Annotated in this window: 21 protein-coding genes and 3 pseudogenes; 14 read left to right on the plus strand and 10 right to left on the minus strand. The window is 49.5% G+C overall.

Going from position 1 to position 23289, the window contains the following annotated elements:
- The first annotated feature begins 54 nt into the window (after positions 1-54).
- The 3 genes from NIM72_RS01200 (at position 55) to NIM72_RS01210 (ending at position 3621) form a co-directional block, all read left to right on the plus strand.
- Entirely contained in the window at positions 55-1431 is a 1377-nt protein-coding gene (locus tag NIM72_RS01200; RefSeq protein ID WP_256497358.1) for a glycoside hydrolase family 10 protein, read from the plus strand.
- Between the two features lie 81 nt (positions 1432-1512).
- Entirely contained in the window at positions 1513-2253 is a 741-nt protein-coding gene (locus NIM72_RS01205; protein WP_222925572.1) for a nitroreductase family protein, read from the plus strand.
- 165 nt (positions 2254-2418) lie between these two features.
- Positions 2419-3621: an MFS transporter gene (locus tag NIM72_RS01210; RefSeq protein WP_253418006.1), complete on the plus strand. Its 1203-nt coding sequence runs from the start codon at positions 2419-2421 to the stop codon at positions 3619-3621.
- Between the two features lie 63 nt (positions 3622-3684).
- Here the strand turns inward: NIM72_RS01210 and NIM72_RS01215 are convergent.
- The 3 genes and pseudogenes from NIM72_RS01215 to NIM72_RS01225 all read right to left on the minus strand — a co-directional run.
- Positions 3685-3798, minus strand: a pseudogene (locus NIM72_RS01215) (YdgH/BhsA/McbA-like domain containing protein); the annotation flags it as partial.
- A gap of 119 nt (positions 3799-3917) precedes the next feature.
- A pseudogene (locus NIM72_RS01220) lies at positions 3918-4271 on the minus strand (universal stress protein); the annotation flags it as partial.
- A 6-nt stretch (positions 4272-4277) separates the two neighbouring features.
- A complete protein-coding gene (locus NIM72_RS01225; RefSeq protein ID WP_253418343.1) occupies positions 4278-5756 on the minus strand; it encodes a SulP family inorganic anion transporter in 1479 nt (492 codons plus the stop codon).
- Between the two features lie 482 nt (positions 5757-6238).
- Here NIM72_RS01225 and NIM72_RS01230 point away from each other — a divergent pair, with 482 nt between their 5' ends.
- The 7 genes and pseudogenes from NIM72_RS01230 to NIM72_RS01260 all read left to right on the plus strand — a co-directional run bounded on the left by NIM72_RS01230 (position 6239) and on the right by NIM72_RS01260 (position 12279).
- A complete protein-coding gene (locus NIM72_RS01230; protein WP_161735738.1) occupies positions 6239-6592 on the plus strand; it encodes a metalloregulator ArsR/SmtB family transcription factor in 354 nt (117 codons plus the stop codon).
- 85 nt (positions 6593-6677) lie between these two features.
- On the plus strand, positions 6678-7961 hold the full coding sequence (locus NIM72_RS01235) for an arsenical efflux pump membrane protein ArsB (RefSeq protein ID WP_253418010.1): 1284 nt from the start codon (positions 6678-6680) through the stop codon (positions 7959-7961).
- Between the two features lie 49 nt (positions 7962-8010).
- Positions 8011-8439, plus strand: a complete 429-nt coding sequence (gene arsC / locus NIM72_RS01240; protein WP_253418012.1) for a glutaredoxin-dependent arsenate reductase — start codon at positions 8011-8013, stop codon at positions 8437-8439.
- Between the two features lie 78 nt (positions 8440-8517).
- Positions 8518-9108: pseudogene (locus tag NIM72_RS01245) on the plus strand (DUF4113 domain-containing protein); the annotation flags it as partial.
- A gap of 165 nt (positions 9109-9273) precedes the next feature.
- Positions 9274-9513 carry a regulatory protein YcgZ gene (gene ycgZ, locus NIM72_RS01250; RefSeq protein ID WP_253418014.1) on the plus strand — a complete coding sequence of 80 codons (240 nt, stop codon included), beginning with the start codon at positions 9274-9276 and terminating at the stop codon, positions 9511-9513.
- 55 nt (positions 9514-9568) lie between these two features.
- Complete coding sequence (locus NIM72_RS01255) at positions 9569-9847, plus strand: hypothetical protein (RefSeq protein WP_253418017.1); 279 nt, start codon at positions 9569-9571, stop codon at positions 9845-9847.
- Positions 9848-10719: 872 nt separating this feature from the next.
- Positions 10720-12279: a sensor domain-containing diguanylate cyclase gene (locus NIM72_RS01260; RefSeq protein ID WP_161735752.1), complete on the plus strand. Its 1560-nt coding sequence runs from the start codon at positions 10720-10722 to the stop codon at positions 12277-12279.
- Between the two features lie 1163 nt (positions 12280-13442).
- On the opposite strand, the gene NIM72_RS01265 is transcribed toward NIM72_RS01260, so the two are convergent.
- From NIM72_RS01265 to NIM72_RS01295, 7 genes are all read right to left on the minus strand, one after another.
- A complete protein-coding gene (locus NIM72_RS01265; protein WP_253418019.1) occupies positions 13443-13901 on the minus strand; it encodes a hypothetical protein in 459 nt (152 codons plus the stop codon).
- 420 nt (positions 13902-14321) lie between these two features.
- Positions 14322-14741 (minus strand): hypothetical protein, encoded by a 420-nt coding sequence (locus tag NIM72_RS01270; protein WP_253418021.1) that lies wholly within the window; start codon positions 14739-14741, stop codon positions 14322-14324.
- Positions 14742-14915: 174 nt separating this feature from the next.
- Complete coding sequence (locus NIM72_RS01275; RefSeq protein WP_253418023.1) at positions 14916-15320, minus strand: hypothetical protein; 405 nt, start codon at positions 15318-15320, stop codon at positions 14916-14918.
- A gap of 311 nt (positions 15321-15631) precedes the next feature.
- Complete coding sequence (locus tag NIM72_RS01280; RefSeq protein WP_253418025.1) at positions 15632-16003, minus strand: hypothetical protein; 372 nt, start codon at positions 16001-16003, stop codon at positions 15632-15634.
- Positions 16004-16131: 128 nt separating this feature from the next.
- Entirely contained in the window at positions 16132-16836 is a 705-nt protein-coding gene (locus tag NIM72_RS01285) for a DUF1868 domain-containing protein (RefSeq protein WP_253418027.1), read from the minus strand.
- A gap of 70 nt (positions 16837-16906) precedes the next feature.
- A complete protein-coding gene (locus tag NIM72_RS01290) occupies positions 16907-18025 on the minus strand; it encodes an ROK family transcriptional regulator (protein WP_253418029.1) in 1119 nt (372 codons plus the stop codon).
- A 29-nt stretch (positions 18026-18054) separates the two neighbouring features.
- Positions 18055-18882: a glycerophosphodiester phosphodiesterase family protein gene (locus NIM72_RS01295; protein ID WP_223812725.1), complete on the minus strand. Its 828-nt coding sequence runs from the start codon at positions 18880-18882 to the stop codon at positions 18055-18057.
- Between the two features lie 215 nt (positions 18883-19097).
- On the opposite strand from NIM72_RS01295, the gene NIM72_RS01300 reads away from it, so the two are divergent.
- The 4 genes from NIM72_RS01300 to NIM72_RS01315 are packed head-to-tail and all read left to right on the plus strand — an operon-like array spanning position 19098 to position 22986.
- On the plus strand, positions 19098-20165 hold the full coding sequence (locus NIM72_RS01300; RefSeq protein ID WP_046102998.1) for an ABC transporter ATP-binding protein: 1068 nt from the start codon (positions 19098-19100) through the stop codon (positions 20163-20165).
- Positions 20162-21031, plus strand: a complete 870-nt coding sequence (locus tag NIM72_RS01305) for an ABC transporter permease (protein WP_046102942.1) — start codon at positions 20162-20164, stop codon at positions 21029-21031. Before NIM72_RS01300 ends, NIM72_RS01305 begins: the two co-directional genes overlap by 4 nt.
- A complete protein-coding gene (locus NIM72_RS01310; protein ID WP_253418031.1) occupies positions 21028-21870 on the plus strand; it encodes an ABC transporter permease in 843 nt (280 codons plus the stop codon). Before NIM72_RS01305 ends, NIM72_RS01310 begins: the two co-directional genes overlap by 4 nt.
- Positions 21871-21885: 15 nt before the next feature.
- On the plus strand, positions 21886-22986 hold the full coding sequence (locus NIM72_RS01315; RefSeq protein WP_150029134.1) for an ABC transporter substrate-binding protein: 1101 nt from the start codon (positions 21886-21888) through the stop codon (positions 22984-22986).
- Positions 22987-23289 lie beyond the last annotated feature (303 nt).

Below are 23289 nucleotides of genomic sequence, written 5' to 3' on the forward strand. Positions count from 1 at the left end.
TGGAGCTGTGCTAACGCATTGACATTTCATCAGCGTCACCGAGAATACAGCTCTTTGCGTTTCGACCAGAAAATACTGGAGTTTATCATCGCCCTTAATCCCTTTTCTGCACAGGCCAGAGCGGCTATTAAGCGAGGCGCTGCGCTGGCTGCGGCGTTATTGCTGGTCAGTTGCGCATCCGAACCGCCGAAATCGCTGGTGACCCCTTTTCCGCCGGTAACGAAACAGCCATTACCTGTGCCCGGCAAGCCAGCACAGCCTCAGGCTAGTCAACCGATGCGGGGTGTCTGGTTAGCCACGGTGTCACGTCTCGACTGGCCGCCCGTGGCGTCGGTGAACGGCACCAGTCCGGCGCAGCGTATCCGCCTGCAGCAGCAATCCCTGACCAACAAACTGGATAAGCTGAAAAGCCTGGGCATTAACACGGTGTTTTTCCAGGTGAAGCCGGATGCCACGGCGCTCTGGCCCTCAAAAATCCTCCCCTGGTCGGATATGCTGACTGGCAAAATCGGTGAAGATCCAGGATATGATCCGCTGCAGTTTATGCTGGATGAGGCGCACAAGCGCGGCATCAAAGTTCATGCCTGGTTCAACCCTTACCGGGTATCGGTCAATACTAAACCTTCGACCGTCAGCGAACTGAACCGCACGCTGTCACTGCATCCGGCCAGTGTTTTTGTGCTGCACCGCGACTGGATCCGCACCGCAGGGGATCGCTACGTGCTCGATCCGGGCATTCCTGAGGCGCGTGACTGGATCACCAGCATTGTGGCCGAGGTGGTGGCGCGTTATCCCATCGACGGTGTCCAGTTCGATGACTACTTCTATGCCGAATCAGCAGGTTCGCTGCTCAACGATAATCAGACCTTCAGTCGCTATGGGCAGGGTTTTGCCGGTAAAGCGGACTGGCGACGTCACAATACTCAGCAACTGATTGAGCAGGTGTCACGCACTATCAAACAGCTGAAGCCAGACGTTGAATTTGGTGTCAGTCCGGCGGGCGTCTGGCGCAATCTGTCGCACGATCCTGCTGGTTCCGATACCCGAGGCGCGGCAGCGTACGACGAAGCCTTTGCGGATACCCGTCACTGGGTGCAGCAGGGTCTGCTGGATTACATCGCCCCGCAGCTCTACTGGCCTTTTTCCCGTCAGGCTGCCCGATATGACGTGCTGGCAAACTGGTGGGCAGAAGTGGTGAAACCGACTAAAACCCGGCTCTACATCGGTCTTGCGCTTTATAAAGTCGGCGAGCCATCAAAAATTGAACCTGACTGGACGCTCCAGGGTGGTGTGCCTGAACTGAAAAAGCAGCTCGACCTGAATGAATCTAACCCCAATATTGATGGCACCATTCTGTTCAGAGAGAACTATCTGAATCAGCCGCAGACTCAGCAGGCGGTGAGCTACCTTAAAAGCCGCTGGGGAGGCTGAAATGCCCGAACAGCATGACCAGTGCGGTTAAGTTTTTCCCTGTGACTTACTGCTATTCTTGCGCTTTATGTGGGAGGAACCATGAGCGAACTGATTAATATTTTTACAAGTCATAAAAGTGAACGCAGTTTCACTGAGCAACCTGTCGATGAAGCGGTGCTGGATCGTATTATCAGTACTGCATACCGCGCACCGACATCAGTAAACTCACAGCAGGTTTCTGTGGTGATCACGCGTGATGCCGGACGTCGCGCAGAGATCGCCGCCATCGCGGGCGGTCAGCCGTGGATTGCCAAAGCACCCGTCTTCATCACTTTCGTGCTGGACATGCATAAATCGGCGGTGGGAATGGCCGCTGTCGATCAGCAGCAGATTGCCCATCAGAGCATTGAGAGCATCGTGTCGGGTTCTACCGATATTGGTATTGCCCTGGGCTCAGTCATGGCCGCTGCGCGTGCAGAAGGTCTGGGCATTGTGCCGATTGGCGGAATCCGTCGCGATCCACAGGCGATGATTTCACTGCTGGAGCTGCCGCCGCTGACCTTCCCGGTTGCGGGTGTGGTCATCGGTCACGTGGACGAGCCTGCTCATCAGAAACCGCGTCTGCCTCTGGCTACTTTCCGCCATGATGAGACCTATCAGACGCAGGGGCTGGAGCAGCAGATTGCAGCTTACAACGATGAAATGGTTCAGCACTGGAAAAACATCGGTCGTCACGACGGTGAGAGCTGGAGCGAAAGCGTCAGCGGTTACTATAAAAATATCTACTTCCCGGCTGTATTGCCCGCACTGCTGAAACAGGGTTTCGGCACGGATAAATAATTCCTTCTGCGCGAAGTGAAAAGTATCAGGCCATCCGTCCATTGTGACGGGTGGCCTTTTTCATTTTGTTACTATAACGAAATGTGACTTTCTTCTTTGTAACACATAATTTCCCTGTTAACCGAAGCGCTACTGCCTTTAACACTTACTTTCCAGGGAAATAACATGTCTCAGCGTTCACTCTATGCGCTCTGTTTAATGAGCTTTTTTCTGGCTGATGTCCGCGACGGGTTGGGACCTTTTCTGGGCATATTTCTGACGGAACGGCACTGGCGTCCTGATGAAATCGGACTGGTGATGACCTGTGGCGGCATCGCCGGACTACTTGCCACGCTGCCTGCTGGGATAGCTGCCGATGCGACCCGCCATAAAAAAATGATTGTGCTGCTGGGTTGTCTGGTGATCACCGTTGCTACGCTGCTGCTGTGGTACAGCAATCAGACCTGGACGGCGATGGTCTCGCAAATTGTGGCGGGAATTGCTGCGGCGTTTATCGGTCCGACCGTGGCGGGGATCACCCTGGGGCTGACCGGTCAGCGCGGCTTCAACCAGCAGATGGGACGCAATGAAGCCTTCAATCATGGCGGTAACACCATTGCGGCGTTGCTGGCGGGTTTTTCAGCCTGGTACTGGGGCATGGGTGCTGTCTTTATTCTGATGACGGTGATGGCGATTTTTGCTGCCTTCGCCACACTTGCGATTCGCGGTGAAGAGATTGATAACGAGGTGGCGCGAGGCTTTGAACAGAATGAAGAGCGTCAGCCAGCGCTGAGCTTATCGATGCTGATGCGTAAACCGGCGCTGATGATAGCGGGCGTGACGCTGCTGCTGTTTCACCTTGCCAATGCCGCGCTATTACCGATGCTGAGCATGCGCGTCGCCTCCGCAGGCGGACAGGCGGCGGTTAGTCCCGGTCTGTACGCTGCGGCAACGGTGGTGATTTCCCAGCTGGTGATGATCCCGGTCGCGCTGTGGGTCTCGAAACGGGTGGAAACGCACGGCTATCGCCTGTTCATCATGGTCGCCCTGATGATTTTACCGCTGCGCGCGGTTATTGCAGCAGGCTTTGCCGAACCGCTCTTTGTCATTCCGGTTCAGATTCTGGATGGTATTGCGGCAGGGATTCTGGGCGTGGCGGTGCCGGGCTATATTGTGTCTCTGATGCGGGGGACCGGCCATGTTAATGCCGGGCAGAGCGTCATTATGCTGATGCAGGGCGCAGGCGCTGCGCTGAGCCCGGCCATGACCGGAGCTATCGCCGCGCGTTATTCTTACAGCACTGCGTTTGCAGTTCTCGGGGCGATAGCCCTGCTGGCGCTGATTTTATGGTGGCGAACCGGTAGCTCGCCTGCCACCCGCCTTGCCTGAACAGGCATAAAAAAGGCTGCCCATTGGGCAGCCTCTTCTGGCAAATCCATTTGCGACCATCCGTTATTTATACAGTTCTGGGGTCATGTGAACACGGTTATGGGTGTTCGCTTCCGTAATTTTGTACTGCGCACCCTGCTCCTGAGCCTGAGCGGCGATTTTCGATTCTGCCTCATCCTCTAACTACGACCTATTTGGGAATTGGATTAGCCACACTAAATGTATGGGTTAAAGGTTGTTATGTAAACTGACCCGCTCCCCGTATGTGATCCATCCATAATCAGGCATATCCGGGTAACGGATTCATCGTTATGTAAATGGGCCTCAGTGGTGGGGGCCGCCTCCTGCAAAATCGCCTGTGCGGCCTGCATGGCGGACATTTCGCCGTTTACCATCACAATATGGCAGGCAAGATCGTTCAGCAGAGGGCTGACCGTGAGGCGCGTCAGGTTCCTGCGACTCTCCTTGCTGCCGTCGTATGCAAACATCACTCGTGCGGGCGGCGTAAACGTCTCCGGCACAACCATCACCGGCCGTTTCTGCAGGCGAATGATGCTCTCAAGGTGGCTGCCCACCGGGTTATGCGCACCACGGCGACCCAGCACCATTAGCCGTGTTCAGCCCGGTTTCGCGAGAATTTCATCCAGGGCACTCGGTTAGTGGCCGCCCATCAGCTTGTCCACTTCTTCGGGCTTATCGTGTACACCGAAGCGGTCAACGAGGGTGCGTGTTGCCTCATTCATGCCGCGGATATCCACTTCTGTGCCTTCGCGGCGGAACTTAATCACCACTTTGTCGAGCGCGCTTATCGATGTGATGTCCCAGAAGTGCGCGTGTGTGACGTCAATCACCACGTGTTCAGCCGCCTCGCGAAAGTCAAAGTGGCTCATAAAGCGATCGGCTGAGGCAAAAAATACCTGCCCGGTGACGATGTAGGTACGGGTCCCATTGTTCAGCCTGGAGTTCACCACCATAAAGCGTGCCACCTTGGTGGCGAAGTTCAGCGAGGCTATCAGCACGCCGGTCAGCACGCCAAAAGCAAGGTTATCTGTCGCCACCACCACCACGACCGTTGCCAGCATTACCACGCTGGTTGAAAGGGGATAGCTGCGCAGATGGGTAATGGATCGCCAGGAGAAGGTGCCGATGGAGACCATGATCATCACGGCCACCAGAGCTGCCATCGGTATCCGGGATACCCAGTCGCGCAGGAATACCACCATCAGCAGCAGCACCACGCCTGCAGTGAGCGTTGAAAGACGCCCGCGTCCGCCCGACTTCACGTTAATCACCGACTGACCGATCATCGCGCATCCCGCCATGCCACTAATAAATGAGGTACAGATATTGGCCGCACCCTGCGCCTTGCACTCGCGGTTTTTATCGCTGGGCGTGTCGGTCATGTCATCGACAATGGTGGCGGTCATCATCGATTCCAGCAGTCCCACCACGGCCAGGCCCGCAGAGTACGGCAGGATGATCATCAGTGTGTCCAGGTTCAGTGGAACATCGGGGATCAGAAAAACCGGCAGGCTGTCAGGCAGTTTGCCCATGTCGCCGACGGTGCGCACGTCCAGGTGGAGCCACATGGAAATGGCCGTCAGCACGATAATACAGACCAGCGGTGAGGGGATGGTTTTGTTGATATACGGGAACAGATAGATAATGGCCAGGCCCGCTGCGGTCAGGGCATATACGTGCCAGGTCACATCGGTGAGTTCCGGCAGTTGCGCCATGAAAATCAGAATGGCCAGCGCGTTAACGAAGCCGGTAACTACCGAGCGCGAAACATAGCGCATCAGGCTACCCAACTTCAGGTAACCGGCCGCCAGTTGCAGGACGCCGGTGAGCGCCGATGCGGCCAGCAGATACTGCAGGCCGTGATCTTTTACAAGCGTGACCATCAGCAGGGCCATAGCGCCAGTAGCCGACGAAATCATCGCCGGACGGCCACCGAGGAAGGCCATAACCAGGGGAATACAGAATGCAGAGTAGAGTCCGACCTGCGGATCCACACCGGCAATAATGGAAAAGGCGATCGCTTCAGGTATAAGCGCGAGCGCGACCACAATACCGGCAAGAACGTCACCACGGACATTACCCAGCCAGTCCTTATGTGTCGAGGACAGCAACATAGTCATTTCTCAGTTTTTGATTGCGGTTAGCCCGTGAGGGCAAAAAATTTACAGACGAAAAAGCACATCCGCAGACGGGATGTTTTTGAGTGCGCGCCGAAGTTTATTCAGTGCGACGGAGAGGGGATGAAACTCAGGGTGGCGTAAGACGCATGGCGGTGTTTATCACTCCTTCACGGCTGACAGAGCAGCGCGAGTAACCAGAAAGACCGTCTGAAGAGCTGTTCAGTACCGGTCATGAATGCCAGCCGTGCAGCTGACGCACGGCAAAAAGCGTTTTTTACTCTACACCAATTGTTAACAGGGTCAACGCAGAGGACGAAAATGCCGTTTGCAGAATGGGGGGCGGCGGCACTCTGACAGCCGGTTATTCTGCAGGCCTTTGTAATCAGGAAATGGATATACAAATATGGTTTATTGAATATATTATTAACATACAGAGCTTCTCTGGGAGACTCAGTCAGTAACCATCAGGAGTGACCATGTTGTCAGTAAACCCCCTGCAGCTTTTTAAAAACCTTTCAGATGACACGCGGCTCAGCCTTGTGCTTCTGCTGCGCGAAAAAGGTGAGCTCTGCGTCTGCGAACTCTCAGACATCCTGAAACAAACGCAGCCTAAAATCTCACGACATCTGGCTCTTCTCAGAGCAGGCGGACTGCTTATCGACCGGCGGGATGGAAAATGGATCTATTACCGTTTGTCTCCGCACATGCCAGCCTGGGCAGCAGCAGTGATTGAACAGGCTTACCTTTGCCAGCGGGATGACATTATGCAACTCAGCCAGCAGGCTGAACGCAATAATGCGACAACTAACGGCAAGCCGGTCTGCATGTAAAAATTTTATCGAAACATATCCGAATTTTCGAATATGTTATAAGCAGCACGGATCAATGGGCCATTTTATTCAAAAAGGAGAAGATATGTTTCTGGCGGGTGCGATTTTCGTCCTGACCCTGATACTGGTTATCTGGCAGCCAAAAGGACTCAGTATCGGCTGGAGTGCCGTTATCGGCGCTGCGCTGGCACTGCTGACCGGCGTAGTACACATCGGAGACATCCCTGTGGTCTGGCAGATTGTCTGGAACGCCACGGCCACGTTTATTGCGGTCATAATCATCAGTCTGCTGCTCGATGAGTCAGGCTTTTTTGAATGGGCCGCGCTGCACGTCTCCCGCTGGGGAGGCGGTAAAGGCAGGCTGCTTTTCACGTATATCGTTCTGCTGGGGGCGGCGGTGGCGGCCCTGTTCGCCAATGACGGGGCGGCGCTCATTCTGACGCCGATCGTTATCGCTATGCTGCTGGCGCTGGGCTTCAGCCCCGGTGCCACGCTGGCATTTGTGATGGCGGCGGGCTTTATCGCCGATACCTCCAGCCTGCCGCTCATCGTATCGAACCTGGTCAACATCGTCACGGCGGACTTCTTTAAGCTGGGTTTCAGCGAATATGCCTCGGTGATGGTGCCGGTGAATATAGCCTCAGTTGCCGCCACGCTGGTCATGCTGCACCTGTTTTTCCGCAGGGATATCCCCGCCACTTACGACCTTGCGAAGCTTAAATCACCGCGTGAGGCTATTCGCGATGCGCGCACCTTTAAAACCGGCTGGATTGTTCTCATTCTGCTGCTGGTCGGCTTCTTTGCCCTCGAACCACTCGGCGTGCCGATCAGCCTGGTGGCAGCGGTGGCGGCTTTTATTCTCTGGCTGGTAGCCCGTAAAGGCCATGTGATTGATACCGGAAAGATACTGAAAGGTGCGCCCTGGCAGATCGTTATCTTTTCGCTGGGCATGTATCTGGTGGTATACGGACTACGCAATGCCGGGCTGACTGATTACCTTTCCGCCGCGCTGAACCGGTTTGCAGAGCATGGTGTCTGGGGCGCAACGCTCGGCACCGGCTTTCTGACGGCGGCGCTTTCCTCGGTGATGAACAACATGCCTGCCGTGCTGGTTGGGGCGCTTTCGATTGACGGCAGCACCGCGCAGGGCATGGTGAAGGAGGCGATGATTTACGCCAACATCATCGGCTGCGACCTCGGCCCGAAAATCACCCCTATCGGCAGCCTCGCTACCCTGCTGTGGCTGCACGTCCTGGCACAGAAAAACATTACCGTCAGCTGGGGTTACTACTTCCGCGTGGGCATTGTGATGACCCTGCCGGTACTGTTTGTGACGCTGTCGGCGCTTGCTCTGCGCCTGTCTGTTTAACACTGGCAACGGTGCTGTGACTATGCAGCGCCATAACGGAGTACCACTTATGACTGACATTACCATTTACCACAACCCGGCCTGCGGGACATCCCGTAACACCCTCGCGCTTATCCGTAACAGCGGCGCCGAACCCACGGTTATTTTGTATCTGAAATCGCCACCGTCGCGCGATGAGCTGAAGAAGCTGATTGCGGACATGGGCATCGGCGTGCGTGCCCTGCTGCGCAAAAATACCGAACCTTACGAACAGCTCTGCCTGGCAGAAGACCGCTTCAGCAATGAAGAATTGCTCGATGCCATGCTGGCTCATCCGATCCTCATTAATCGCCCGGTGGTGGTGACGCCGCTCGGAACGAAGCTGTGCCGTCCCTCCGAAGAGGTTCTGGACATCCTGCCGGACCCGCAGAAGGGCGCATTTACCAAAGAGCAGGGTGAAACAGTTATTGATGAGCACGGGAACCGTATCAGCCTCTGATTTTTACCAGGCTGCGGGCATAACAGTGTGAAAAAGCCGGCATCAGCCGACTTTTTATATGCTGCGCTGGTTTACCCGCTCAGGGAGCTGCGCGGCGAGTCATGTCTGGCGCTTGAGGAATTTGCACCCACAAGACAGCAGGTTGTCTGCTCACGCTCATTCGGTTCACGTATCCCTGAGTACATGGATATGCGGCAGGCGGTATGCGCATTTGCTGAGCATACCGCCGAAGAGCTGAGAAAAGAAAGGCAGTACTGCAGGCAGATAACCGTTTTTGTGCCGACCAGCCGGCATGCTGACGGTGGGGTGTCTTACGGTAATCAGGCAACCGGCAAACTGCTGACCCCGTCGAACGACACCCGCGATATTATCCAGGTCGCCATAGATGCGCTTTAACGGATATAGGTAGACGGGCATCGTTATATGAATGCGGGCGTAATGCTGGGCGACTTCTATAGCCAGGACGTGGCTCAGCTCAGTCTGTTTGATGAATACTGTCCACAGGCTAACAATGAGGTTCTGATGCGGGTGGTTGACGGACTTAACCAGAGCGGCAAGGCCAGCCTGTTATTTGCAGGGCAGGGGATCCAGAAATCCCGGTCGATGAAGAGAGACATGCTGTCGCCAGCCTATACAAAGCCGGTATGGGACCCGCCCCGGGCAAGATAAGACTCCAGTCAGGCTGTAGCAATACTCCTGCCGGATGGATACTCTCCCGGCCTCTGTCCTTGTCAGTAGCTGTTATAAGCGAAACGGAAATATCTGTACAAAGCCATGTTTTTTGTATAATTTGCGCAAAAAAGGTCATTTTCGAATCATACAGTGGGGTCAGTCATGCAACTCAAGCTGAACAGCACAGGTTTCAACAGCGATATCGCTGACTATTTCAGCCGCGCAAAATTACCTTCGCAGCAGGAAATTCTCGGTGCAGTTGTTGCTGAGATTCTCCGCTCAGGTCAGATACTGAACCGCAAAGCTATCTGCTTAAGGCTGATTGTACGTCTTGATAAGGCTTCATCTGATGCAGAAGAGCAGCAGTTGCATGCGCTGATAGAGCTTTTGTTCAGTAAATGAGTTTTACTACGCTGCCGTCTTTTCGGTGTTGTGAGACAGGAGACCAGTTGCGGTAATGACAGAACAGGATATGCAATTGTTGCGTGATGTGTTCATCGGGGAGGCGACCCTTGCCATACTTAATGACAACACACGCGTCTCATGGCCGGGCATACTGAACAAGCTGAACAGTTTTCTCAAAACAGAGAGCGATACTTACAGGATTAATGCCCTGAAACGGGCAATCAATGATGTCAGCGACGAAATCAAAAGGCGCGATGCACTACAGAGAAGTTGCATGGGAGAATTCACCATGAACTCAACCGACAATTACGATGATCTGACCTGGCATTGATCGTCTTTTCATATCCCTTTTTTCCGGATGACAGGGCAGTGCCCTGCGTGCGGTCTCTGCAGAGGTATCCCGACAGGGGCATGTTCTCTCTGATTACTCAAAGGGAGATGTGTATTGACCTTCTCAGTCCTGGTGTACTGCGCGGCTGTAGGGTAATTCTGATGGGCCTCAAAGAGGCAACGGGATCATCCTGATCGGCTTCCGGCGTTCGCCAGATCGGTTTTAATTAATTCACTTCATCTGCTGCTCAATAAATTTCAGACAACTGAAGCGGACTTTACTGTGAATGGTGCTATCACGCAGTCACTGAAATGCACGCGTAATGGTGTCAGCTGTTTCAGTATTGTTCCGCGTCGGCACCCTCGTTCATGCCAGCCATCTCATCTGAAGTAATATGCGCTTTGTTTTTTCAATTTGTCTCAGGATGGTTTTAAGATACCCCGTAGCATCATGTAATACTTCCTTTCCGGGAGTGGAAAAACAGTACTCCTCTCATTATCTTCCCTATTTTTTCATGACTGAAAAGGTGATTTTCAGGATGTGAATTTAACCAATAGGTGAGTGTCTGTATGAAAATATAAATCCGCCTCACCCGAAATCCCACATGAAAGCCTCAACCCTCAGTGCCGGGGGCTTCAACCTCATCGTGCTGATGTCCGGCCGCGCCAGAAGCGGAGTTGGATGACCTCACCGCGCATGCATTAACGAAATAAATGAATCTCACTGCCCCTGACCGCACCGGTGTGGAGGAAGAGATGGCATCGGGTCACGCCCGGTTTATCCCGGCCGTTCAGCATTACCCTCCGGGGATATGCCCTTCATGTGATAAGCTTATTCATAAATTATGTTTCAGTTTCAGACTGGATGAGGATATGAATACCTTGGATAACAAAACCGGCAGCTCCGTGCCACCTTATGTACGCAATTCGCTGGGCCGGACCATGGCCTTTTTCCTGCTGCTGACCGTGCTTGCCGTCGTGGGTGTTAATATATGGACGCTGTGGAACTCCTGGCAGCACAATCAGAAGTTACGCGAGGACGATGCCCGCAACCTGTCGGTTTCGCTGGCAAAACAGGCGGAAGACGCCTTCCTTCAGGTGGATATTACGCTGGCTGACGCGGTCAGGCAGCTCACCCTTAACGGGCTTAACTATGCGGCAACACCCGCCTTTGCCTCGCAGCTTAAAGAGAAGCAGGAGAGGCTGCGTCAGCTGCACGGCCTGTTTATTTATGACGCGCAGGGTAAGTGGATTGCCACATCGGGTAATTACACGCCTGCAAAAGGGAACAATGCTGACAGAGAGTATTTTGCCTGGCACCGCACACACACCGGGACCGGCGTGCACGTGGGGCGTGTTATCCGCAGCCGCTCGACGGGCGACCTGGTCATTCCCGTATCGGTGCGCCTGAATGATGAGGTAGGTCGCTTCGCCGGCATCGCGCTGGCTACGGTAAAGGTTGACTACTTCCGGCAGTTCTACAGCTACTATACGCTGGGTGAACGCGACGTCCTGGCGCTGATACTGGCTGACACTTCTGTGTTGTATATCCGGCCTTTTCCGGACACGGCCATTAACCGCAGTCTTTCATCCAGCCCACTGTTTACAACGGTCCTGAAAACGTCTGCCAGCGGCAGCGCAACGTGGCGTTCAGCTCTGGATGGCGTCGAGCGGGTATATGGCTACGCTCGTCTTGAACAGTATCCCCTGATAGTCACAGCGGGATATGACCGTGATGCAATCAGGACAGCGTGGCTTTCTGCCAATGCTGCCGACGTTGTGCTGAACCTGGTGTTGCTTATGATGATTACCGGCATGGGTATGTTTGTGCTCAGACAGGTAAAGGCTAACGTCAGAAACCAGATTGAACTGACGCAGGTTAGGGATGAACTTACCACCATCAACCACACGCTGCAGACTCTGGCGCTGATTGACGGACTGACCGGGCTGGCGAATCGCCGTCAGTTTGACGCTATGCTGGAAAAGGCCCTGCAGCGCTCGTACACGTCAGGCGAACCTGTATCCCTGATTATGTTTGATATTGATTTCTTCAAGCGTTACAACGACACGTACGGACACGTGGGAGGGGATGCGTGCCTGCAAAAGGTGGGCGTCATTCTGAAGGGGCTCACTCACCGCAGTGGCGACGTGGTGGCACGCTACGGCGGCGAGGAGTTTGCCATTATTCTGCCTTTCACCGGTAAAGCCGATGCAGAAAAAGTGGCACGGCGGGCGGTAGCGGCCGTTATGAGTGCCGGAATAGTTCATGAAAGCTCCGGGCTTCCGGAAGGGGTCGTTACCCTCAGCGCCGGTTACTGCGCTCTGATTTCTGACGGCCAGGCGGATCAGGCTGAGCGTCTGAAGCAGCAGGCTGACAGAGCACTTTATGAGGCGAAAAGCAGCGGTCGCAACCGCGTTCATGGCATGAGGTAATATGGTTTTCCGGGACGAGGCATGTTGTCCGGTACTGGGAGATTTTAGCCCCCACTTATTGATACCGGACTTTCATTGCTGCTGATTTTGTACGCATACTTATCGCCGGTAAATGCGCTACTGGCACAGAACTGACTGCTGCATAAGTCGATGTCCGCTTCTGGCTCATAGCGGACTTTGTCCCGCGCGCATGTCCGCGCTGTGCCAGAAGCGGACATTACCTAATTAAGTACCGGCAGCCGATGGCCAGCACGGAGCGTTTGACGAGGCAGGCGTCGTCAAAGCTGCTATCACCGCGCATCAGATAAGTAGCGACCATCAATACGGATTCTGAAAAAAGTGTCACTGTCTGCGGCCGCACAGAACGCCTGGTAAACCTTTGCCGGTACGGCAAGCTAGCGCCTGCAAGCGCCGTTCCGGTACTCCAGCTCCAGCACGCCTGTAGTCGCGTCGTATCCCGCGCTTCTGAAAAGCGCAGATGTAACTTCATGTCTGTTCATAGTGTTCTTCCGGGCAGGTCCCTGATGAAGAGAATATTTGATCGTAAAAGCGCGGGGCACCCGTGCAGAATACCTGTACAGGGTAAAATACAATGGCATACAGCATGCTGTTTACTTGCGGCTAATCCACTGCGTGTCCTTGACTATGAACGCCCCGGGCGTTTACTGAAAACTTTATAAAGTAGTGATTTTATTTGTTATAGGTCTTAACCGGTTTACACGTCGGCGTGCTTACGGTTGGTTCCTGTAACGGAAGGCCAGGAATCACGTGGGCTTCACAGTCTAAAATACGCCCCTTATCAGTAGTTGCGCGATACGATATCACCTGAGACCCGAGCGCGTCAGGCTTAGACATGGAAACATTAGTCACAGTTATCTCATCGGAAGACCCCAGGCCTAACATTTTGGAAGTATCAGCCTGTAGTATCGGGATTGCGAGATCAGGAGACATCGTAGTACACGCACTTAAAAGAAAAGAAATAGCTGAAATACAGATAATTTTTTTCATGATTTTAACTCCAGATTATTCATGTTAAATTTTATTTGCTAATTACCAATGGTCTACCAGCAACATATTTAGCTCATCGTTAAATGGTCAAGATTATTGATATAAGTATTCCTTTTAAGTAATGGTTTTTATTTGAAGTCTAGCAGGTATTCAGGTCAGTTTATTCCCCAATAATGTAATATGCCGGTTGTACCGAATCCCCAGCCTCCTAATCCACAGTTACCTTTGACTTCGTAGTAATCGATTATGTTCGTTTTGGGATCAGCCCAGAATCCAACTCTACATGACTCCTGCACATGTTGTGTTTCGAACTGATTAACCAGAATCGGACGGCCTTGTGACGTATCCATATAAGAACCGTTGAACTTTTCCTGATCGTATTCAAGTCCCTTAAAATAAAACTGATAAAAATTATGTCCGTAAAATTTACTTTCCGTACTGACACTTGTTTCTGTACTAACAAACAATGGATTACCGAAAACCCTGTAGGCTTCATTGATGTTTTTTCCCATAAGATTTGCTGCTGCCGTCCGCTCCGGAGCCAGGGTAGAGCATCCTGCTAGCAGCCAGGCAGCTGAAATAGTAACAGCTATTTTATTAATCCGTTCACACATTTTTTAAGGCCTTCTTAAAGGTAAATTCACTCAAGAAACAGCACCATATATTACATAGTGGTAATAAATTCTTGATTAATGCCCTACCAGGTGCCTTTATTTCATTTCCCTTATATTCAGGATTGCCACCTAGCGAAAACCATTCTATTAATGTGCGCTGTTAGAAAAAAACTTATGACAGGTGAATTTATAATCCTGAACCCAGAAGTTATGCAGAATATTTTATTCCCAGTCATGACGCATACCATCCATACCGAATCCCTACATCGCCAGCCAAAGTTAACTTTACTATTTTCGCTCCCGCCAGCTAACGGTAAGATGCCAGGCGGAAGAGCGGGCGGATACGAGCGACTGAGATAAAAAAAATAAAAATAATGAGTCAGGAATGATTTTTATTTTCTCAATTAGCTCATAATTTAATTACATAATCCAGTCAGAAACAACTTTGTTTTTGGTAAAGTAAATTGTCAAAGAGTCGCTACGATGCTCTGAATTTCCGGTTACTTTATCAGAAACAGAAGTTATATCATCCTTGGTGTTCTGTGCTATAGTGGCACTAGTCATGGCGCCGCTTAGTGCTGAGGTTCCGGGAATGTATGAAAGCGCTTTTGAAAGCGAACTCATGTTACCATCCTTATTAAACGACCATACGTAACTACCGTCTGAATGTGATGTCTGTCTGTCTGGTGTGCCATAGAGAGCCTTAACCTCAGATTCTGTCGTTTTATTAGGCGTGATGTGAGCTGAAACATAACTCCGGGTAAACTTATCCTCACCGCTGAAGGAGCTGCATCCTGAAACAAGTAGCATAAATGAAATTGCTGCCGCATAAATCTTCATAATATTGACCTTATGATATTTCCTGAGTTGATTGAATTTTTATGACAAATTACCACCGAAGTTTTGTCAAAGTTTTTTCTTATACTGAAAAGCCCGTTTTAACTGATGTTCTCCCAGTAATTGCCGGATTATGTAAGCTTTCTCCATATTAAATCCAGATAAGAGCAAGACTTACTAAAGAGTTGGTTTTGGTACCGGTATACTTCCATCAATCAATTTTGCCCCTTCAGGTCTTTTTGGGCAGCCACCTGATGAATACCATCTTGTTATTATCCCTTGCTCAACCAGAAATCGCTTATCACAGTTTGCATATTCAGGAATATAGTTCCACATACTTGAATCGTATCCATTTACAATCCAGTTATACTGGTAATCCAGTATGCTGCTTCCGTTACTCAGAGCCTGGCTGTTTTGAGGCGGTCCCCACGCCATTACCAGTTCATCTGCCGACGACCCTACCCATGATGCAGCGATATCTGAACTGGTCTGATAACGCTTATTAAAAATCAGGTTGCCGAGTGGAGAGCCTGCACATCCAGTCAGTATTAATAAAGGAATAATTAAATAAATGCACCGCATATGATTTCCCTTAAATCATTATTTATAAATTAAGATATTTTATTTTCATAGCTTCAGTTACTTTTCAACATAACACCCCTTTAACCAGAGGATTTAATATTGCTCAGGCTGAATCTAATAAAATAAAAAGCTTCTTAGTATCTTTAATACTCCACATCTCTACATGCATTTTTCTATGGCGCCGCGCAGCTTTGTGACGGCTCAATGTTAAAATCGTTGAGCGGCCCCTTAATTAAAGACGAAATTTTTCAGTAATACATCGACAGATTTGCAAAGTATAAAATGAATCGCTGATTCATATACTTGCTGTATTACTGCAGTTCAATTTTCTGCCTTTTGTTAGAAAGACCACCTGTCGAAAGCCATTTTGTTAGTATGCCCTGCTCGACAAAAAAAACATGAGCACAGGTTTCATAATCCGGCATATGATTGCGCGTTGTTAAACCATATTCATTTACAGGCCTGTTATACAGGTAAGTCAGTGTGCTACATCCGGCACTCCGATTCAGGCTATATTGCGGCGTACCCCATGCAATCAGCAGTTCATCCTGCGATATCCCTACCCATGATGCAGCAATATCTGAAGCAATCTGATCACATTTATTAAGTATAAGATTACAGGATGGAGAGCCTGCACTCCCCGACAAAATCAAGACAGGCCTGATTAAAGAAAGCCACCTCATTTATTTCTCCTTCCCAGAAAACCTTAATTTTGCAAAAGCGACATTGAAAGTTATTCTTCATTTTTTCAACAGGGTATCTCTTTTTCAGATCATCTTAAGGCTGTACTGTCAGAGAATTAATAAAAGTACTAGATTGTGCAAATTCTTCGGAATGAATACATGTCCCGTAAGGTACAGAACTCAAATTCCCGAATGGTAATGTTACCAGCCTTCGCAATCATTTCTCTCCACTCCATACTTTTTTCCCTATACTCCAACATTTCCGCTCCATCAAGCGTCTGCAGAAGATACCCGAGCGTAATATGGTACTGATAGGAGCAATGATCGTCGCGACGAATACCCGTTATTTCTGACAACTCATCTCTTATTTTCTGAAGACGGTTGTGTGTGGTTTGATCGGCCGGTTTTAGCGGGATGAAAAAATTATCATTTCTTCCCGGTAATGGTGCGTCTGAGTCCACTATGAAATCAAAGCGTTCAGACAGGCCTGGCTGACGTAAATTAAGTTTATCCAGAAAACATCTGTTAAGCTCCTCCAGCGCCAGCTCACGAGATATACCGGCTGGCCATGGGCCTGAATGACGATCGCACTCGTTTACACCGGTAAAAAGCGTAATGTGGTAACTGCTGGATGGAAGGGCCGTCATTTTCCTGAAAAAACGGGTTTCCGGCAGTTCTCTGTATACATTAAGAATTGTATCAAAAGTCTCAAATCCTTCCCCCTGCTGTTCAAGGTGGCCAAGAAATGTATTACCCGCAAAAGGTAAAGGACACCCGGAGGATGAAAATTTTCTTCCCACATCCGGGGCGTAACTGACAAAATCACGTGACATATCCCATCCTCTTTTACTGATATACGGGCCGGCGTACCCTTTACACCAGAGTAAAACTAATCCGGCACTGCTACTTTTTTATATTCAGTGTGTAATATAAAGGCAGCATTGCTGCCCCGCGTGACGCACCCTCTTTACTGAAAGCAGAAGCTTCAATTTGTGCTGATGGCCGTAACGGCTCTAATCGTCCGCTGACTCTCAGCCTGAGCTCCTTCACCAGCCGGCCAACGATTTTTTTAGGCATCGCGCCACCCAGCGTGATGACTTCAGGGTCCAGCCATTGGATACAGCTGAATATAATGGGTTCCAGTTGTTCACTGACACGCGCTATCCAGCACTCAATAACCTTATTCCCGCTGCAAGCAAGGCCATCAAGTTCATCGGGATCCAGACCGGCCTTCTCCAGAGTGATAAGCAAATCTTTATAAGAAGGCCTTGGCAGTTCGAGTGGGAAACTCATTCCAAGTTCTCCGGCATTCGAAAACCCCCCACTCAGAAGCTTATTGTCAGCAATAATGCCTGCAGCAATTCCGTAACCCAGATCAATAAGGACCAGGTCAGAAATGTTACTGTGATTACCGGAGTAATATTCGGCAATGACAGAAGCATTTACGATGTTTTCTACCCAGGTCGGGTAAGGTAACGCTGCAGCAAAAACTGCCTGAAGGTCAACCTCCCTCCAGGTATCAAGCCATGCTACTGTCTGTCTTTTACGGCCGTCTTTTTTCAGGAATCCCGGAACGGCATATCCAATGCCCAGTATTCGTGAGTTACTTAAACGTTTCTTTTTAAGTGCACCGGCAACCATCTGTATGACCTGATTGACCGTATGGGCTATTTCACGGTTTTCAGTATGTTTTTCTGAAACCTGTATGAGCGGTTTTCCGCTTAGGTCAACGACGGCAATGTCAATAAACCCAGGACTGAAGGAAACGCCTACAGAGCAGGCCCCTCCTGGGTTCAGGCGCAGGGGTAAAGAAGGCTGACCACGCTTGCCATCATGTACAGGCTCACCCTCGATAATCAGCCCGGTAAAAATCAGTTCACGACACTGCTGTGTTATAGCTCCCGGAGTCAGTCCTGAGAGGCGACTGAGTTCGGCACGTGTAACGGTGCCATGATTCCTGATCAGGTCGAGCAGGTTACGCTGCGTCGCGCTCAGTTCTAAAGGTGCACTGACTAAAGTCATGATAATTCCTATATGCGGGTATCAAATGGTTAAGCACATTTTAACCCGGCATCTTTGATGAGTCTTTTGACATACAGGACGTCATCATGGCTGACCATGTCAATCAGACCTTCCTTCATCCAGAACAGTATCTCGCTGCGGACATCATGCCCGAACTTAAAACGGTAGTACTCCAGCGTATCAAGACCGAGCTTGCCCGGAGTAAGGTAAAGGCGTACACCTAATCCCGCCTGCTTATAGGCCTTCAGATCGTCTATATGTGTATGTTCATATTCAAGACAAACACAATCAGCACCCGAACCGAGAATAGCTTCAAGCTGATTCTTATAACGTTCAAGTGAGACTGTCTGAATCTTCAGACCCGGAACACTGTCCCTGACCTGATTAAGCAGTACATGGTTAAACCCCAGTAACTGCATTCTTTCGATAATGCCGGTTCTGGTGTTCACCAGTTGGGTGAATCTTTCAATAAAGCGGTCAAGACGACAGCGCTGTTTTATCTCTACGACAAGACCCATATCGTGCCTGATCGCCCAGTCAAAGATGTCATCCAGTAGCGGTATAGCAGCCTTTCCTTCTTCGGAGGAAACGCTGACGCCAAAGTCATACGTTCTCAGTTCGTCGAGAGTCATATTTGCCACATAACCAGAGCCATCCGATACTCTGTCAATGCGGTAATCATGAATAACCACCATTTTCTCATCCTTAGTCATGTGCACATCGAGTTCAATACTCGACATTCCAGCCAGGCGTGCGCCATCAAATGCCAAAAGCGTATTTTCAGGATACTTACTGGAGTATCCACGATGGCCGTTCGCCAGTACGACCCCTTTACTGGCCTGATGGAAGTTGAACACGTTCAGCACCTTTGAGAAAAAGTATTATTCTTCACTATTAAGTATGTTATCTAAACTTAATAAAAAAAGCAGCGAAAATCTAATTTATTTTTTTATTTAATAAAATCATATATATACAGTTTTCTTAATGAGGGTTATCCTCACGTAATTCACTGTCACAAAATTTTAATGTTTAATCATTAAAGTTAATCGTGATGATAATTAGGGACTGCATGATGGCTAAACTGAGACTTGAAAAAATTACAAAGCGTTTTGACGAGTACTATGCAGCGAGAGAGATCTCTTTCGATGTTGAAGAAGGGGAGTTTGTCACCCTGCTGGGACCCAGCGGATGCGGTAAAACAACCCTTCTGAAGATGATTGCGGGATTCGTTACCCCAGACAGTGGAAACATCATTCTGAACGGTCAGGCAATTAATACACTACCCCCGGAGAAGCGAAGCACTGCGATGTGTTTCCAGTCTTACGCTTTATTCCCTCATCTGAATGTTGTTCACAATATTGCTTATGGGCTGAAGCAGAAGAGGATCCCCCCTGGCGAACAGAAAGCTACGGTGAATACCGTGCTGAAACAGATGGGCCTCGGATCACAAAGACACAAAATGCCTTCTCAGCTTTCAGGCGGGCAACAGCAAAGAGTTGCGATCGCGAGAGCCATGGTAACAAAGCCTCACGTCATGCTTTTTGATGAACCTCTTTCCAATCTGGATGCAAAGCTGCGTGAAAGTGTGAGATATGAAATCAAGCAGCTTCAGGAGCGCCACAACCTTACATCAGTTTATGTGACGCATGACCAGAGTGAAGCGCTCTCCATGTCAGACAAAATTGTGGTACTTAATGCAGGGAACATTGCGCAGGCAGGCACACCTGAAGAAATATACTATCAGCCGGCAAACCGCTTTATTGCCGATTTTATTGGTGCGGCAAATATTATGCAGGCAACCATATGCAGGGCAGAACAACCCGGCTATTACAGGGTATCCACTTCAATGGGGGGCTTCTACGTCAGCTCTTCCAGAGTACCTGAAAGCGATCATTGCTGGATATGCTGGCGACCCGAAGATGCTGTATACATTCCGGAAAGCAGAAAAGACTCTAATCACTTTACCATCACCGTTGAAAGTATGGCTTTTATGGGAAACCATACCGAGGCTTTGGGGCACACAAGCGATGGAACCGGCGTGCGGCTGCAACTTATAAAAAAACCTTACTTTAAAACCGGTGAGCAGGCATGTTTCTATTTGCCTGAAAATGCCATCGTATTTCTGGAGCCTGTGATATGAAAACTAATGTCCGGCAGGAGTTATTTGCCTGGCTTCTTATGATAAGCGGGCTTGGTACTATCCTTATGCTTATGGGCTCAACATTCTATGTTCTGATAGCGCAGAGTATTGGCTATTTTAATCTGACGGGTGAAAGTTATTTTACACTTCAGTACTGGTCCGGGATGCTTCGCGATCCCGTACTGGTGAGCTCACTTCTTTATTCATTGAAAGTTTCACTTCTCGGAGCCCTGGGGGCCGTTATTCTCGCCTACCCCATCGCTTTATGGCTGAGAAAGCCGCTGCCCATGAAAGAAAGTATCATTGCCATACTGCGTATACCTATGTTTATTCCTGGCCTTGTTGCAGCCTTTTTATTTATTAACATCATTTCATTCCATGGTGTTATTAATGAATTCCTTCTGGCCGCAAAAGTTATCGGTGCGCCGCTGCGTATGCAGAATGACAGTTTCGGCACGGGAGTCATTGTCCTGCAGATATGGAAGAATATGCCCTTTGCGCTGATTCTGATAAGCAGCTCAGTGAATACTGTGAAAAATGATCTTTTAAACGCATCGGTAAATTTAGGCGCTAATAAGTGGCAGCGGTTTATCACTATTGTACTGCCACTTACCCTGCCCGCAGTGCAGGTGGCATTGATTATTGTATTCATTGATGCGATCGGTGACTTTGCTTTTTATTCAGTCGCCGGGCCTCATGATGTTTATTCACTTGCGCGACTGATGCAGTCAACGGCTATGGAGTACGGAGAATGGAATAACGCTGCCGTGATTGCCATGATCATCATGATAACCTCACTATTATTCAGTATAGCAGTTAAGTTAATGATAACACCTTTCATGACATGCAAAGGCGACCTGAAATGAACGTGAACAGTCCAGAAAAGACCAGTGTAGTCATGAGAGTTTCGGTAGCTTTTTTTCTCATTGCTAATTTTATATGGCTTGGGCTGCCCGTGGGCATGGCGGTAATATGGTCGATGGTTGACCCTGCACATCCCTGGAGTTTCCCTGACATATTTCCGGACAGCCTCTCTTTCACAAGATGGGTAAATATGTGGCAGACGACATCGCTTCCTGACGCTATGTTCAACAGTTATTCGATAGCGTTAACAGTAGCTCCCCTGAGTCTGTTACTGGCTCTTCCTACTGCTTATGCTTTCGGACGCATACCTTTCAGAGGAAAAGGGATAGCTGAAATCCTGACACTGATCCCCCTCGTTATGCCGGGTATGTTGATCGGCATATTTTTCAGCGCCATGATCTTGCAACTCGATATCGAAAATCCTTTTATCAGCATCGTTACGGGACATACTGTCCTCGCACTGCCTTATGCAATAAGAATACTTTCCGCCGGTTTCCGGGCTGTACCGCAGGAGATGATTGACGCCAGCCGCGATCTGGGTTCGGACAGGTGGGCAACATTCAGGAATGCTTATCTGCCTTTTCTGAAGAGTGCCATTCTTGCTACTCTGATACTGTGTTTCGTCAGGAGTCTTGAGGAATTTTCCGTTTCATATGTACTGGGTTCACCGGATTTTATTACCATTCCGACAATACTTTATTCTTTCCTTGGATACACGTTTGTAAGACCAGACGCAGCAGTTGTATCAATGATACTCATCATTCCTAACATCTTCCTTATGATCATCATTGAAAGAGCGCTGAAGGATAATTATGCGGCTGAGGCAACTGGCAAATATTAATATGAAGAGGTTAATATGAAACGCTTTTTAACTTTAACTACCGTTATAACGGTTACTTGTCTCTCTTTTTCCGCGGCAAAGGGAGCGCAGCTTTCAGAAATGACGTGGAGCGAGGTTGTCTCCCAGGCAAAAAACGAAGGGACAGTTAACTTTAATGTCTGGTATCTCAAGCCACAATGGCGAAATTTTGTAAAAGAATTTGAACATGAGTACGGTATTAAAGTAATCATTCCTGAATCGACCATAGACGGGAATCTGAATAAAATTCTTGCTGAAAAAAATAAAGAAACCGGGAAGCTTGATGTAGTAGGCTTTACGATGAGCCAGATGCCACTTGTCCTAAACTCTCATACCGTTTCGCCAGTAGCATGGCTTCCTGAATACCAGAATGGCTATAGTCAAGTCAATGGTACCGACTTCCTGGGATATGGCCTTGCATTCTGGGGAAGCCAGACCGGGTTTGCGTATGACCCGCTGCAAATGCAGGACAAAAAACTGCCTCAGACTCTGGAGGAGCTTCAGGGCTTCATCGACAACAATCTAAATTTATTTGGATACAATGATCCGCAAAATGGCGGGGCGGGTGAAGCTTTTATACAGAGAGTACTGACACTCCACGGACAGGGAGAGCATAAGTTAGCTGATAAAGCAGACCCGGCCGTTCTCCAGCAGTGGGATAAAGGATGGGAATGGTTTATTAAAAATAAAAGTAAGATCACGCTCACAAAATCGCAGGCAGACAGTCTTACCCGTATCAATGATGGCGAGCTTATTCTGGCACCTGCGTGGGAAGATCACCTGCTGACTCTTAAAAAAACAGGTGCAGTGACATCACGCATAAAATTTTATGTACCCGGGTTTGATATGCCTGCCGGTGCCAACGCTGTAGTAATAGCTAAAAATTCAGCACACCCCGCTGCATCTGCTCTGTTTGTCAACTGGCTGATCAGTGAAAAAACGCAAAGCGAACTCCATAACGTTTTTGGCTCAATTCCTGTCAATAAACATCTGAATAAGGAATTCGATGAGAAATTTCAGAAGGTAAGCTTTTATAACGCCCCATACAGCGTTGAGCTCAAAAAAGAATTTTCAAGGCGGGTATTGCTGAGACGATAAAATTTACCGTTAAACATTTTCCGCAGAATAAATGATTTTTATCAGGTTACACATCCTGTCTCTCATCAATAAGGTGCTATATCAGCTCTGGTATATGCACCTTTTGTCCTGTTCACGATGCGCGCGACTCACGCTCGCTTTCTGTGACCGCATTAAAAGTTATATGTGGCACACAGGTCAGGTGCCAGTAAGAGGTAATTCCCAGGGGAAATTTCGTGTATTAAGTTAAAAATCATTAACTGCGCATTATCTGGACTGACAAGATGGATTCTGCTTTTCGCTCATAGCGGACACTCATCACCT

This window comes from Pantoea sp. B550 (assembly GCF_024158165.1).
In the GTDB taxonomy this organism is placed as follows: Bacteria; Pseudomonadota; Gammaproteobacteria; order Enterobacterales; family Enterobacteriaceae; genus Pantoea; species Pantoea alfalfae.

Coding starts and splice junctions, on each gene's coding strand:
- NIM72_RS01205 (WP_222925572.1), top strand. CDS start 1,513: ATGAGCGAACTGATTAATATTTTTACAAGTCATAAAAGTGAACGCAGT.
- NIM72_RS01210 (WP_253418006.1), top strand. CDS start 2,419: ATGTCTCAGCGTTCACTCTATGCGCTCTGTTTAATGAGCTTTTTTCTG.
- NIM72_RS01225 (WP_253418343.1), bottom strand. CDS start 5,756: ATGTTGCTGTCCTCGACACATAAGGACTGGCTGGGTAATGTCCGTGGT.
- NIM72_RS01230 (WP_161735738.1), top strand. CDS start 6,239: ATGTTGTCAGTAAACCCCCTGCAGCTTTTTAAAAACCTTTCAGATGAC.
- NIM72_RS01235 (WP_253418010.1), top strand. CDS start 6,678: ATGTTTCTGGCGGGTGCGATTTTCGTCCTGACCCTGATACTGGTTATC.
- arsC (WP_253418012.1), top strand. CDS start 8,011: ATGACTGACATTACCATTTACCACAACCCGGCCTGCGGGACATCCCGT.
- ycgZ (WP_253418014.1), top strand. CDS start 9,274: ATGCAACTCAAGCTGAACAGCACAGGTTTCAACAGCGATATCGCTGAC.
- NIM72_RS01255 (WP_253418017.1), top strand. CDS start 9,569: ATGACAGAACAGGATATGCAATTGTTGCGTGATGTGTTCATCGGGGAG.
- NIM72_RS01260 (WP_161735752.1), top strand. CDS start 10,720: ATGAATACCTTGGATAACAAAACCGGCAGCTCCGTGCCACCTTATGTA.
- NIM72_RS01265 (WP_253418019.1), bottom strand. CDS start 13,901: ATGTGTGAACGGATTAATAAAATAGCTGTTACTATTTCAGCTGCCTGG.
- NIM72_RS01270 (WP_253418021.1), bottom strand. CDS start 14,741: ATGAAGATTTATGCGGCAGCAATTTCATTTATGCTACTTGTTTCAGGA.
- NIM72_RS01275 (WP_253418023.1), bottom strand. CDS start 15,320: ATGCGGTGCATTTATTTAATTATTCCTTTATTAATACTGACTGGATGT.
- NIM72_RS01280 (WP_253418025.1), bottom strand. CDS start 16,003: ATGAGGTGGCTTTCTTTAATCAGGCCTGTCTTGATTTTGTCGGGGAGT.
- NIM72_RS01285 (WP_253418027.1), bottom strand. CDS start 16,836: ATGTCACGTGATTTTGTCAGTTACGCCCCGGATGTGGGAAGAAAATTT.
- NIM72_RS01290 (WP_253418029.1), bottom strand. CDS start 18,025: ATGACTTTAGTCAGTGCACCTTTAGAACTGAGCGCGACGCAGCGTAAC.
- NIM72_RS01300 (WP_046102998.1), top strand. CDS start 19,098: ATGGCTAAACTGAGACTTGAAAAAATTACAAAGCGTTTTGACGAGTAC.
- NIM72_RS01305 (WP_046102942.1), top strand. CDS start 20,162: ATGAAAACTAATGTCCGGCAGGAGTTATTTGCCTGGCTTCTTATGATA.
- NIM72_RS01310 (WP_253418031.1), top strand. CDS start 21,028: ATGAACGTGAACAGTCCAGAAAAGACCAGTGTAGTCATGAGAGTTTCG.
- NIM72_RS01315 (WP_150029134.1), top strand. CDS start 21,886: ATGAAACGCTTTTTAACTTTAACTACCGTTATAACGGTTACTTGTCTC.